Annotated in this window: 13 protein-coding genes; 5 read left to right on the plus strand and 8 right to left on the minus strand. The window is 65.2% G+C overall.

Translation table 11 applies throughout. The annotated features are described in order from the left end of the window. The first annotated feature begins 47 nt into the window (after window positions 1–47). On the plus strand, window positions 48–1,256 hold the full coding sequence (locus tag AB839_RS00550; protein ID WP_061477905.1) for an acetyl-CoA C-acyltransferase: 1,209 nt from the start codon (window positions 48–50) through the stop codon (window positions 1,254–1,256). A gap of 635 nt (window positions 1,257–1,891) precedes the next feature. Here the strand turns inward: AB839_RS00550 and galU are convergent. From galU to cmk, 8 genes are all read right to left on the minus strand, one after another. Then, window positions 1,892–2,770 carry a UTP--glucose-1-phosphate uridylyltransferase GalU gene (gene galU / locus AB839_RS00555; protein WP_032954121.1) on the minus strand — a complete coding sequence of 293 codons (879 nt, stop codon included), beginning with the start codon at window positions 2,768–2,770 and terminating at the stop codon, window positions 1,892–1,894. After that, window positions 2,767–4,680 (minus strand): nucleoside-diphosphate sugar epimerase/dehydratase, encoded by a 1,914-nt coding sequence (locus AB839_RS00560; protein WP_061477906.1) that lies wholly within the window; start codon window positions 4,678–4,680, stop codon window positions 2,767–2,769. The genes galU and AB839_RS00560 overlap by 4 nt, the downstream gene beginning before the upstream one ends. A gap of 3 nt (window positions 4,681–4,683) precedes the next feature. Continuing rightward, a complete protein-coding gene (locus AB839_RS00565) occupies window positions 4,684–5,673 on the minus strand; it encodes a glycosyltransferase family 4 protein (RefSeq protein ID WP_061477907.1) in 990 nt (329 codons plus the stop codon). Between the two features lie 3 nt (window positions 5,674–5,676). Then, on the minus strand, window positions 5,677–6,855 hold the full coding sequence (gene lapB, locus AB839_RS00570) for a lipopolysaccharide assembly protein LapB (protein WP_005416232.1): 1,179 nt from the start codon (window positions 6,853–6,855) through the stop codon (window positions 5,677–5,679). 6 nt (window positions 6,856–6,861) lie between these two features. Then, window positions 6,862–7,146: a LapA family protein gene (locus AB839_RS00575; RefSeq protein ID WP_061477908.1), complete on the minus strand. Its 285-nt coding sequence runs from the start codon at window positions 7,144–7,146 to the stop codon at window positions 6,862–6,864. A 77-nt stretch (window positions 7,147–7,223) separates the two neighbouring features. After that, window positions 7,224–7,529 (minus strand): integration host factor subunit beta, encoded by a 306-nt coding sequence (locus AB839_RS00580; protein WP_005409286.1) that lies wholly within the window; start codon window positions 7,527–7,529, stop codon window positions 7,224–7,226. An 87-nt stretch (window positions 7,530–7,616) separates the two neighbouring features. Further along, the gene (gene rpsA, locus AB839_RS00585) at window positions 7,617–9,302 is read right to left on the minus strand and encodes a 30S ribosomal protein S1 (protein WP_005416230.1); all 1,686 of its coding nucleotides are present in this window, start codon (window positions 9,300–9,302) and stop codon (window positions 7,617–7,619) included. Window positions 9,303–9,500: 198 nt separating this feature from the next. Beyond that, the gene (cmk, locus tag AB839_RS00590) at window positions 9,501–10,178 is read right to left on the minus strand and encodes a (d)CMP kinase (RefSeq protein ID WP_061477909.1); all 678 of its coding nucleotides are present in this window, start codon (window positions 10,176–10,178) and stop codon (window positions 9,501–9,503) included. A gap of 197 nt (window positions 10,179–10,375) precedes the next feature. Between cmk and ykgO the strand changes: the two genes are divergently transcribed. From ykgO to AB839_RS00610, 4 genes are all read left to right on the plus strand, one after another. Then, entirely contained in the window at window positions 10,376–10,501 is a 126-nt protein-coding gene (gene ykgO / locus AB839_RS00595; RefSeq protein ID WP_005409283.1) for a type B 50S ribosomal protein L36, read from the plus strand. Between the two features lie 145 nt (window positions 10,502–10,646). After that, window positions 10,647–10,976, plus strand: a complete 330-nt coding sequence (locus tag AB839_RS00600; RefSeq protein ID WP_005416228.1) for a hypothetical protein — start codon at window positions 10,647–10,649, stop codon at window positions 10,974–10,976. Window positions 10,977–11,015: 39 nt separating this feature from the next. Continuing rightward, entirely contained in the window at window positions 11,016–12,053 is a 1,038-nt protein-coding gene (locus AB839_RS00605) for an agmatine deiminase family protein (RefSeq protein WP_019661297.1), read from the plus strand. A gap of 164 nt (window positions 12,054–12,217) precedes the next feature. After that, window positions 12,218–13,105, plus strand: a complete 888-nt coding sequence (locus AB839_RS00610; protein ID WP_053499677.1) for a carbon-nitrogen hydrolase — start codon at window positions 12,218–12,220, stop codon at window positions 13,103–13,105. Window positions 13,106–13,113 lie beyond the last annotated feature (8 nt).

Raw genomic sequence — 13,113 nt, forward strand, 5'->3', positions numbered from 1 at the left:
CGACCGTTGGTCGGTACTCCGGCTAAAAAATTCAAGAGATCACTGCAATGACCAAGCAAATCCAGGACGCCTACATCGTCGCCGCCACCCGTACCCCGGTTGGCAAGGCGCCCAAGGGCATGTTCCGCAACACCCGCCCCGACGACATGCTTGCGCACGTGCTGCGCAGCGTCGTCGCCCAGGCCCCGGGCGTGGACGTCAACCGCATCGATGACGCCATCATCGGCTGCGCCATGCCGGAAGCCGAGCAGGGCATGAACGTGGCACGCATCGGCGTGCTGCTGGCCGGACTGCCGAACACCATCGCCGCACAGACCGTGAACCGCTTCTGCTCCTCTGGCCTGCAGGCCGTGGCGCAGGCCGCCGACGCGATCCGCCTGGGCAACGCCGACCTGATGCTGGCCGGCGGCACCGAGTCGATGTCGATGGTGCCGATGATGGGCAACAAGATCGCCATGGCACCGAGCGTGTTCGACAACGACCACGTCGCCATCGCCTACGGCATGGGCATCACCGCCGAGAAGGTGGCCGAAGAGTGGAAGATCTCGCGCGAAGACCAGGACGCGTTCGCCCTGGCCTCGCACCAGAAGGCCATGGCCGCGATCCAGAACGGCGAGTTCAAGGACGAAATCAGCCCGTACGAGATCGTCTCGCACCTGCCGGACCTGGCCGATGGCCAGCGCATCATCACCCGCAACAAGATCGCCGACACCGACGAAGGCCCGCGCCCGGATTCCTCCGCTGAAGGCCTGGCCAAGCTGCGCCCGGTGTTCCGCAACGGCCAGTTCGGCGGCACCGTCACCGCCGGCAATTCGTCGCAGATGAGCGATGGCGCCGGTGCCGTGCTGCTGGCCTCGGAGCAGGCGATCAAGGACTACGGCCTGACCCCGCTGGCCCGTTTCGTCAGCTTCTCGGTGGCCGGCGTGCGCCCGGAAGTGATGGGCATCGGCCCGATCGCCGCGATCCCGAAGGCCCTGAAGCAGGCCGGCCTGACCCAGGACCAGCTGGACTGGATTGAACTGAACGAAGCCTTCGCCGCGCAGTCGCTGGCAGTGATCCGCGATTGCGGCCTGGACCCGAGCAAGGTCAACCCGCTGGGCGGCGCGATCGCCTTGGGCCATCCGCTGGGCGCGACCGGCGCGATCCGTACCGCGACGCTGCTGCACGGCCTGCGTCGTCGCCAGCAGAAGTACGGCATGGTGACGATGTGCATCGGCACCGGCATGGGCGCGGCGGGTATTTTCGAGGCGCTGTAAGGTTCAAAGCGTTGCCGGCTGATTGTTGGTTGGCTGTGGGGCCCGGGTGGGTGAGGCTGCCCGGGACACGCCGTAGACCCGTCCCTGAGGGCTTGGCAGCGGCATCCATGCCGCTGACAGTCCCGGTCAGCCTCACCCACCCGCGCCACCCGGCATTCCGCTCGGCGGAAGGGTGAGCAAAGGCAAGGCAAGAGCCGGGGTCAGAGCCCTTTGCTGCGCAAGGGGATCTGACCCCAACAAGCAAAAAAGGCAGCCATTGGCTGCCTTTTTTGCTTGTTGCTCTCGCCTTTGATTCCGCCCTTCCCGTCCGCGCCCGCAGGAAACTTTCGACAGGGGGCGGATGGCCCTCTCCAAAACCGTTGGCGCCATGGGCCCGAGGCATGCCTCGGGCGGGTTGGGCAGGACGCCCAACCCCGGTCTTGCCGTGTGCGCAGGACAGCGCACACGAGCAAGGCGCCATCGAGCCCCCATGGGTGAGGGCGCTTTGCTTGCGAAGCACTGCTTCGCAAGCGCCCGAACGCACAGCCGCCAGCGGCTGCGCCGGTCTGGGGGTTTACGGCGTGTCCTGCAAAGGCCCACCCGTCCCGCCCATCACGTATCGATCAAGGCGCTGCACGGAGCGCTTGATAGAACCCTTATTCCGCCAGCATCGCCGCCAGCTTCTCCCGCGCGGGGCCGGCCAGCTTCGGGTTGTCCAGCGCGAAGCGGATCGTCGCCTCCACCAGCCCCAAGTGCGTGCCGCAGTCGAAGCGGGTGCCCTCGAAACGATAGGCATCGACTTCTTCGGTCTTCAGCAGCTCGGCAATCGCATCGGTCAGCTGGATCTCGCCACCGGCACCAGTCTGGGTCTGTTCCAGTAGTTCGAAGATCTTCGGGCTCAGCACGTAGCGGCCGACCACCGCCAGGTCACTCGGCGCGTCCTCCGGCTTCGGCTTCTCGACGATCTGCGAAATGCGGCCCTTGCGGCCATCGAACGCCTCAGTGGCGACGATGCCGTAGCTGGCGGTCTTTTCGTGCGGAACGTCTTCGACCGCGATCACGCTGGCACCGCTGGCTTCATTGAGGTCGGCCATCTGCTTCAGCGCACCGGCACCGCGGTTCCAGATCAGATCGTCGGGCAGCAGCACCGCGAACGGCTCGTCACCGATCACAGCCTTGGCACACAGTACTGCGTGCCCGAGGCCCAGCGCCTCGGCCTGGGTCACGAAGATCGCGCGCACGCCATTGGGCAGCACATGCCGGATCAGCTCCAGCTGCTCCTGCTTGCCGGCGCGCTCGAGCTTCTGCTCCAGTTCGTAGGCCTTGTCGAAATAATCGGCGACCGCGTGCTTGTAGCGGTTGGTGATGAACACCAGCGTGTCGCAGCCGGCTTCGATGGCTTCATCAACGGCGTACTGGATCAGCGGCCGATCAATGATCGGCAGCATCTCCTTCGGCACAGTCTTGGTTGCTGGCAAAAAACGCGTTCCCAGCCCTGCCACCGGGAAAACTGCCTTGCGAATTCGCTTGCTCATTGGTGCCTGTTCGCCTCACGTGCCGGAAAGGGCACGACTTTAGCGGATGAAATGTAAGCATCCTGTTCGATTGGCGAGAATTCCGGCATCGTCGCAAACAGGATTTCCTGGATGCTGGCAGTGTCGTAGCTGGCAATCGCCTCACGCAGGCGCGGAACATTGCCCAGCACCAGGTCGCGCGAGAACGTACGCACGCCGGCCTCGAGAATCTTCGGGTGCGCGGTCGAACGGTAGTCTTCGTCCGAATAGAACAGGGTCTCGTGCAGCTTCTCGCCCGGGCGCAGGCCGGTGTAGATGATCTGGATGTCCTTGTACGGCTGCTTGCCGGTCAGGCGGATCATCTGTTCGGCCAGCACGCGGATCGGCACCGGCTCGCCCATGTCCAGGGTGTAGATCGCACCATGCGACGCCGACGCGGCCGCCTGCAGGATCAGCTGGCAGGCCTCGGGGATGGTCATGAAGTAACGGCTGACTTCCGGGTCGGTGACCGTGACCGGACCACCGCGCAGGATCTGCTCGCGGAACAGCGGTACCACGCTGCCGGCCGACGCCAGCACGTTGCCGAAGCGCACCGTGACGAAACGGGTGTGCGTGGACTTCTGGTCCAAGCACTGGCAGATCATCTCGGCGTAGCGCTTGCTCGCGCCCAGCGCATTGACCGGGTCGACCGCCTTGTCCGTGGAAATGAACACGAAATGCTCCACGCGGGCTTCCAGGCACGCGCGGGCGACGTTCTCGGTCGCCAGGATGTTGTTGCGCACCGCTTCGCGCAGCTGGCGCTCCAGCACGGGCACGTGCTTGTAGGCGGCGGCATGGAAGGCGGTATCGACCGGGTGCAGCGACAGCGCGTGGCGGATCACCGCCGGGTCACCGCAGTCGCCCAGCACCGCCTCGATCTCGACATCGGGGAAGCTGCGCCGCAGCTCGCCTTCGATGGTCAGCAGCAGCAGCTCGCTGATCTCCAGCAGGATGATGCGACCTGCACCGTGCCGCGCGCACTGGCGACAAAGCTCCGAGCCGATCGAACCACCGGCGCCGGTGACCATCACAGTGCGCCCACCCAACCAGCCGCGGATCAGGTTCCAGTCCGGCATGATCGGCTTGCGGCCCAGCAGGTCTTCGATCGCCACTTCCTTCAGCTGGCCTGGCAGCGACTGGCCCTGCAGGATGTCGCTGAGCTTGGGCACGGTACGGAACGGCACACCGGTGCTTTCGCAGATCGCGACAACGCGCTGCATGCCTGCGGCGTCCAGTGACGGCATGGCAATGACCAGCAGCTTGGCAGCGGTCTCGCGGACCACCGTCGGGGCGTCATCCAGGGTGCCGAGGATCGGCAGGCCCTGCAGCTTGGCACCCCGCAGGTGCGGTGCATCGTCGAGCAGGCCGACCGGCTCGAAGTTGCCGGAACGACGCAGGTCGCGCACCAGTGTTTCCGCCGCCTGGCCTGCACCGAGGATCAGCACGCGGCGGGCGCTGGAATCGGACTGCAGTGCCTGGTAATCCTTCCAGGCCCGGTACAGCAGGCGCGGTGCGCCCAGCAGGGCCGACAGCGCGAACGGGTAGATCACCAGCACCGACATCGGCACGCCGTCGAAGCGCTTCCACATCAGCACCAGAACGATGGCGACCATGCCGATGAAGCTGGCCTTGAAGATGTTCAGCAGGTCGCTGACGCTGGCGAACCGCCACAGCCCGCGATAAAGGCCCACGCGCCAGAACACCAGGCCCTGCAGCAGCAGGACCAGGGTGGTATCGACGTTCCACAGGGGCAGCGCCGGAGCGTTGGGCAGGATCGAGTAACGCCCTGCATGGAGCAACTGCCAGCATGCCCAGACCATGAAGAGGTCGTGGCAGACGATGGCCGAACGCGGCATCAGGCCGAGGATTCTGTCCCGCCAGGGTGAAGCCATAAGTCAGGTATTTCCTTGTCGGTAGCGCATTCCATTGCGCAGGAGGAGCCAGAGGACGCTCAGCGCGGTGAACCACGCGATCGCCACGGCAGCCTCCCACCTCGGCTGCAAATTGGAGCAGACATTGAACACTGTAATACTGAACAGGCCCAAAGCAAAGTACATCCCTGTCACCTGGGGGTGACTGGCTCCTGCCTGCACCGCGCGCTGGTAGACGTGCTGGGTATGGGGTTCCATCCAGCGTTGTCCCGAAATGATGCGCGCCAGCAGTGTGAAGCCCGCGTCCACGAGGAACGGCGAAACCGGGACCAGCAGCAGGATCCAGTTGATATCGGTACGCACGCTGGCGAGCGCCAGCACCGCTGCGACCGCGTACCCCAACGCGCCGCTTCCGACATCGCCCATGAAGATCCGGGCCCGAGGGAAGTTGAACGGCAGGAATCCAAGGCAGGCCAGGCCCAGGGCCACGGCAGCCAGCGAGTACGGCCACGGCAGCACCGGCGCCAGCCCAAGCATCGCCACGACGGCCTGGCTGGCGGCAATGCCGTTGATGCCGTCCATGAAATTCCAGATGTTGATCAGTGAGGCGGTGAACAGCAGCACCAGCGCCGCCAACAGCCAGCTGCCACCATTCACCTTGACCAGGCCGGCCAGCAGCGCCGCGGCGATGAAATGCACCAGCAGGCGACGCATCGCTGGCAGGGGCCTGTGGTCGTCCCACCAGCCGATACCGGCCACCAGCACCAGCCCAAGGCTGGCCACCAGCACTGTCGGCGTGCTTTCGGGCCAGGCCCAGATGGCCACGGCTGCGGTCACCAGCAGGCTGATGACGATGGCGATGCCGCCACCGCGCGGAGTGGCGACGCTATGGCTACGGCGTTCGCCCGGCTGGTCCATCAACTGCTGGCGCAGCGCATAGCCGCGTGCAGCCCAGGTCAGCAGCGCACTCAGCAGGGCGAGCGCCAGCAGCGCGCCCATCACAAGCCAGGGCATGGATCAGAGCACCGCGTAGTTCAGCAGCGGCTTGACCGTTCCCCACTCCTTGCAGCTCGGGCACTGCCAGTGGTGGGTACGTGCCCCGAAGCCGCAGCGGGTGCAGCGATAGGCCGGGTTGCGCACCAGCAGCTGGTCAGTGATGTGCTTGAGGTCATGCAGGGTGGCGGTGGAATCGGCGCCCTCGGCGAGGGTGAGGTCGATCAGCGCGGACTCGCCACGTACCGACGGGCGATCCTTCAGCTGGCGGCCGAGGTAGGCACGCGCCGGGGCCACGCCTTCCTGCTCCTCCATCAGCCGGGTCAGCGCCAGCACCGGGGCAATGCCCCGGTAGTGCTCTGTCATCTCCGACAGGAACGCGCGCGCACCTGCCAGATCGCCCACCTTGCGATAGTTCTGCATCAACGCCGGCAGCAGTTCCGGCAGGTATTCTGGGTCGTTGCGCGCGGCGCGCTCGAAGGCGCGCACGGCGGCCTCGGGATTGCCCGCGTCGGTTTCCAACCGGCCCTCGATGATGCCGGCGCGCACCGACATCGCATCGGCCTGGTAGGCGCGGGCGATCGCTGCCCTCGCCTCTTCCAGCTTGCCGGCGCCACGGAATCGCTCGGCCAGTTCGCACTCGAACTGCCCGATCAGCTTGCCCATCGGCTCGCCGGTGACATCCTCGAACCGGGTGGCGTTGTCGATGGCCTTTTCCCAATCGCGCTCGGCCTGGTAGATGCCGATCAGGTGCTTGAGCGCCTGTGGTGCGCGCTGATCGAGCTGGGCAAGCTCGGTGAACACGGTCTCGGCACGATCCAGCAGGCCGGACTTCATGTAGTCCTCACCCAGGGCCAGCAGGGCCTGCACGCGTTGTGCGTCACTCAGGTCATGGCGATTGACCAGGCCCTGGTGCAGGCGGATGGCGCGGTCGACCTCGCCACGACGGCGGAACAGATGGCCCAGCGCGACCTGGGTCTCGAAGGTTTCCTTGTCCAGCTCGGCGATGTGCAGGAACAGCTCGATGGCCTTGTCCGGCTGCTCGTTGAGCAGGTAGTTCAGGCCACGGAAATAGGTGCTCGACAGGCGGCTGACCTGGCTGTCACCGTGGCGTTGGCCACCACGCCGCCCGATCACCCACCCGGCCAGTGCGGCCAGCGGTACGAACAGGAAGAACCAGAACCACTCGGTGACGAAATCCATCTTCGATCAACGTCCATCAAAAGATTGGGGGGAGGCAACCGGTGCCGGCGAAGCGGCAGCGGACTTGTTGGCGCGACGCAGTTGGCCGTAAAGCGGAATGACCACGCTCACCAGCACCAGGCCAGCACCGACGATGACGCCGATCAGCAATGCGGCAATGATTGCCACGCCGACCGAGGTCTTCAGTTGGGTGAAAACAAGGTTGATGGTCATCTCGTCCATGTTCATGGCACCGATGATCAACCCAAGAATGAGTACCGCCAGCAGGACCAGCAGACGAAAAACCTTCATGCGACAGCTCCAGTGGCAGGAGTCCGTAGCTTATCCGACTCGCGGCTGGATTCGCACGCGGTGGCGCGACGGCAGGCTCAGGCCGGATCGGCGTCCAGCGGCAGCACACTGCTGACCCGCTCGCGCAATTCCTTGCCCGGCTTGAAATGGGGGACATGCTTGCCCGGCAGGGCAACCGATTCGCCGGTCTTCGGGTTGCGACCCAGGCGCGGCGGACGATAGTGCAGCGAGAAGCTGCCAAATCCACGGATTTCGATGCGATCCCCGGCGGACAGCGATCCGCCCATCATTTCCAGCAACGACTTCACCGCCAGATCGACATCATCGGCCTTCAGGTGCGCCTGGCGGCGCGCAAGGATTTCGATCAGTTCGGATTTGGTCATTACCGGCTCACATCAGGGGCATCTCAGCCTGAAACGGCCCGGGCAATGCCCGGGCCGTCCAGGAAACAACGAACAGCCTAAGGCCGATTACTCGGACTTGTTGCCGTTCAGCTGTGCACGCAGCAGCGCGCCCAGCTGGGTGGTGCCGCTGGAAGCCGAAGAGGACTGGTATTCCTCCAGCACTTCGCGCATTTCAGCGTCGTCCTTGGCCTTGATCGACAGCTGCAGGGTACGGCCCTTGCGGTCCATGCCCACGAACTTGGCTTCGACCTTGTCGCCGACCTTCAGGTGCTGGGTGGCGTCGTCAACGCGCTCGTTGGCGATGTCGCGGGCCGAGACGTAACCTTCGATGCCGTCAGCCAGCTCGATGATCGCGCCCTTGGCGTCGACTTCCTTCACCACGCCTTCGACCTTGGAGCCCTTCGGATTGGCAGCCATGTACTGGCCGAACGGATCCTGCTCCAGCTGCTTCACGCCCAGGGAGATGCGCTCGCGCTCCGGATCGACGGCCAGGACGACGGCGTCCAGGGTATCGCCCTTCTTGAAGTTGCGAACGACGTCTTCGCCGGTGGTGTTCCAGCTGATGTCGGACAGGTGGACCAGGCCGTCGATGCCGCCGTCCAGGCCGATGAAGATGCCGAAGTCGGTGATCGACTTGATCTGGCCCGACACCTTGTCACCCTTCTTGTGGGTGGCAGCGAAGGTTTCCCACGGATTGGCGGCAACCTGCTTCATGCCCAGCGAGATGCGGCGACGCTCTTCATCGACGTCCAGCACCATCACTTCGACTTCATCACCCACCTGGACAACCTTGGACGGGTTGACGTTCTTGTTGGTCCAATCCATCTCGGAGACGTGCACCAGGCCTTCGACGCCCGGCTCGATCTCAACGAACGCACCGTAATCGGTGACGTTGGAGACCTTGCCGAAGACGCGGCTGTTGGCCGGGTAACGACGGCCGATGTTGTCCCACGGATCCTCGCCCAGCTGCTTCAGGCCCAGCGAAACGCGGTTGCGCTCGCGGTCGAACTTCAGCACGCGGACGTCCAGCTCGTCGCCGACGTTCACGACTTCCGACGGGTGACGCACGCGCTTCCACGCCATGTCGGTGATGTGCAGCAGGCCGTCGATACCGCCCAGATCCACGAACGCGCCGTAATCGGTCAGGTTCTTGACGACACCCTTCAGGATCGCGCCTTCCTGCAGCTTGTCCATCAGCTGCTCGCGCTCTTCCGAGTGCTCGCTTTCGACGACAGCGCGGCGCGAGACCACGACGTTGTTACGCTTGCGGTCCAGCTTGATGAGCTTGAACTCGAGTTCCTTGCCTTCCAGGTAGGCCGGATCGCGCACCGGGCGCACATCGACCAGGGAACCCGGCAGGAAGGCGCGGACATCCTTGATGTCCACGGTGAAACCACCCTTGACCTTGCCGCTGATGCGGCCGGTGATGGTTTCGTTCTTTTCCAACGCTTCTTCCAGCTCGTCCCACACCATCGCGCGCTTGGCCTTCTCGCGCGACAGGACGGTTTCGCCGAAGCCGTTCTCGATCGAGTCGAGGGCGACCTTGACGATGTCGCCTTCGGCGACGTCGATTTCGCCAGCGTCGTTACGGAACTGTTCGATCGGCACGATGCCTTCGGACTTCAGGCCAGCGTTGATCACCACGACGTCGCCGCGGACTTCAACAACGGTACCGCTGACGATGGCGCCCGGCTTCAGCTTGGCCAGGTTGGCCTGGCTGGCTTCAAACAGTTCGGCAAATGATTCGGTCATTAGATTTACTCTGTTGGACACATGGGTCGGTGGCGTCCCCTTCAGGGGAATGGCGACCGCCCGCCTGTTGGTCGACCCCGGAAACGCAGGTCGTGTGTAGTAGGAAAACCGCCACGCATCATTGCGCGACGGGGCTGGTACAGCACTGCTATGCGCGACCACCGCCGATGCGGCTGGCAGTGCTCCCGCGCGAACGGATCAGGCAGCCGGAACCGGAAGCAGATCCATCACTCGGGCAACGACATCATCGATGCCGATGCCTGTGGTGTCGATGAGGACAGCATCGTCTGCCGGCTTCAGGGGCGCCACGGTACGCTGAGCATCACGGGCGTCGCGGGCCATGATCTCGCGCAGGAGGTCATCAAAGTTAACAGAAACCCCCTTGTCTTTCAACTGCTTATGCCGGCGCTCGGCGCGCTCCTCGGCACTGGCGGTCAGGAAGACCTTGTAGGGGGCGTCCGGAAAGATCACCGTGCCCATGTCGCGGCCGTCGGCGACCAGGCCTGGCAGTTCCCTGAATGCGCGCTGGCGCTCCTTCAGGGCGGCACGGACCTCCGGGATGGCGGCAATGGCCGAGGCCAGCGCCCCGGTGGTCTCCAGGCGCAGCTCGTCGGTGGCATCGGTGCCGTTGACCATGACCCGCATGGCATCGCCCTGCTCGACAAACTGAACGTGGGTGTCAAAGGTGCAGCGGACCAGCGCGGAGGCGTCGGAGGTGTCGATGTCGGCCCAGCTTGCGGCCACGCCCACCGCCCGGTACAGCGCGCCCGAATCCAGGTAATGCCAGCCCAGCCTGCGCGCGATGATGCGGCTGATGGTACCCTTGCCGGCCCCGGATGGGCCGTCGATGGTCAGGACGGGAGCGAGTGGATTCATGGGGGTCCCAGAGCGTGTGAAGAGGCCATTCTAGCCCCTGCCAGACGCCCCCAGCGGGATCTTTTGTGCAACCACTTGAAACCATGAGGAAAAGCCCGGTAGAATGGCGGGCTTGAACGAGCGTCAACTGCCGATTGTCTTTCGCATATCGCGGCCACGCTCCACCCGAACAACTACTGTTTACGCCGAGGTATGCCATGAAAGTCCTGTCCTCCCTGAAGTCGGCGAAGGCCCGTCACCGTGACTGCAAGGTCGTGCGTCGTCGTGGCAAGATCTTCGTCATCTGCAAGTCGAACCCGCGTTTCAAGGCGCGTCAGCGCTAAGCCTCACAGCCTTCCGGCTGCGGCTGGCCCTACGCGGGGCCGACCCGATGCAAGAAACCGCCTTCGGGCGGTTTTTTGTTTATGCGGCATTTTCCTGCCGTTTTTGCTGTAATCGCCTTTCTTGACCACTGGGGAGTAGATCGAGATGAAGCGTTACCTGTCCGCCCTGGCCGTAATGGCCACCCTGGCCGCCGCCACACCGGCACTGGCCGATACCCTGCTTGTCGACCGTGCCCGCGAGAAGCCGGCCGGTGCCCTGCCCGTGCGCGGCCAGAGCATGCAGCAGGTGCAGGCGCAGTTCGGCGCGCCCAGCGAACAACTGCAGCCGCGTGGCGGGCAGAAGCGGCAGTGGCCGACCATCAACCGCTGGGTGTACCCGCAGTTCACCGTCTACTTCGAGAAGCAGAAGGTGATCGACGTGGTGGCCAACCAGGCGGACCCGAACGAAATCGGCCCGAAACCACCGATCCGTTGATCCCTTTACCCGCCGTGGGCGGGCCTGTGTAGCGAGACCATGAACCAGACCCTTCGTTTTCCTGCCGAGTGGGAAGCCCAGAGCGGCGTCCTGATTGCCTGGCCCACCGCCGACACCGACTGGGCCGACCGCCTGGGCCAGGTGGAAGAGACCTACATCGCCCTGGTCGCGGCCATCACCCGCTTCCAGCCGGTGCTGATCTGCGTGGCCGACGACGATGTGGAGACCTATGCCGAAATGCGGCTGCGCTCCAACCGCATCGACATGGACAAGGTCCACTTCACCACGGCCGCCTACGACGATACCTGGCTGCGCGACTCCGGCCCGATCACCCTGCGCCGCGCCGACGGCGGTTTCCAGCTGCTGGACTTCCGCTTCACTGGCTGGGGCGGCAAGTTCGATGCCACCCTGGATGACCAGCTGGTGGGCGTGCTCGACCAAGCTGGCGTGTTCAACGACGCCCCGGTGCGCAGCATCCCGTTCGCGCTGGAAGGCGGCGGCATCGAGACCGATGGCGAAGGCACCCTGCTGACCACCTGGAAGTGCCTGCACGAGCGCCACCCGGACCGCGACCGTGCAAGCCTGAGCGCCGACCTGGCCAACTGGCTGCAGCAGGACCGCGTGCTGTGGCTGGACCACGGCTACCTGGAAGGCGACGACACCGACGCCCACATCGACACCCTGGCCCGTTTCGCCTCGCCTGACAGCATCGTCTACCAGGCCTGCGACGACGCGAGCGACTCGCACTACGCCGAACTGCAGGCGATGGGCAACGAACTGGCCGCGCTGCGTACCAAGGATGGGAAGCCGTACCGCCTGTTCCCGCTGCCGTGGGCACAGCCGGTGATCGACGAAGGCCGCCGCCTGGCGGCGTCGTACGCCAATTACCTGATCATCAACGGCGCGGTGCTGATGCCGGCCTACGGCGATCCGGCTGATGACCTGGCCCGCGACGTGCTGGCCCAGGCCCATCCGGGCCGCGAGATCGTGCAGGTGCCCTGCCGCTCGCTGATCTGGCAGAACGGCAGCCTGCACTGCATCACCATGCAGCTGCCGGAAGGGCTGTTGAAGGCATAAGCCGGACCGGTAGCGCCGGGCCAAGCCCGGCGAGCACAGCGACGACCTGAAAATCCGCCGGGCATGGCCCGGCGCTACCGTGTGCGGACGCCATTCAGCGCGCAACACGCTGCGGCCGCCCATCCGCGCTAACATGCAGGTTTTCTCCCGCAGGAACGCCCCGCATGAACTCGCGCAGCCCCCTTACCGTCGCCCTGATCCAGGAGCGCAACCACGGTGACGCCGCCGCCAACCTGGCGGTGATCGAAGCACGCGTGGCCGAGGCGGCTGCGCAGGGTGCCAAGCTGGTGCTGCTGCAGGAACTGCACAACGGTCCGTACTTCTGCCAGCACGAGTCGGTGGACGAATTCGACCTGGCCGAATCCATTCCGGGCCCAAGCACCGAGCGCCTGGGCGCACTGGCGAAGAAGCATGGCGTGGTGCTGGTCGGCTCGCTGTTCGAGCGCCGCGCTGCCGGCCTGTACCACAACACCGCCGTGGTGTTCGAGAAGGACGGTACGCTGCTCGGCAAGTACCGCAAGATGCATATCCCGGACGACCCGGGCTTCTACGAGAAGTTCTACTTCACCCCGGGCGACATCGGCTTCAAGCCCATCGATACCTCGGTGGGCCGCCTGGGTGTGCTGGTGTGCTGGGACCAGTGGTACCCGGAAGCGGCGCGCCTGATGGCGCTGGCCGGTGCAGAACTGCTGCTGTACCCGACCGCGATCGGCTGGGACCCGGACGACGTGCAGGACGAGAAGACCCGCCAACGCGACGCCTGGGTACTGAGCCACCGCGGCCATGCCGTGGCCAATGGCCTGCCGGTGCTGAGCTGCAACCGCGTCGGCCATGAGGCTTCGCCGCTGGGTGCTTCGGGCATCCAGTTCTGGGGCAACAGCCACGTGCTGGGCCCGCAGGGCGAATTCCTGGCCGAGGCCGGCACCGAGGCCACCGTGCTGCTGTGCGATGTCGACCTGCAGCGCAGCGAGCACGTGCGCCGCATCTGGCCGTTCCTGCGCGACCGTCGCATCGACGCGTACGGTGACCTGCTCAAGCGCTACATCGACTGAGCCGGAGC

Origin of the sequence: Stenotrophomonas sp. DDT-1 (assembly GCF_001580555.1) — a bacterium.
Lineage (GTDB): Bacteria > Pseudomonadota > Gammaproteobacteria > Xanthomonadales > Xanthomonadaceae > Stenotrophomonas > Stenotrophomonas sepilia.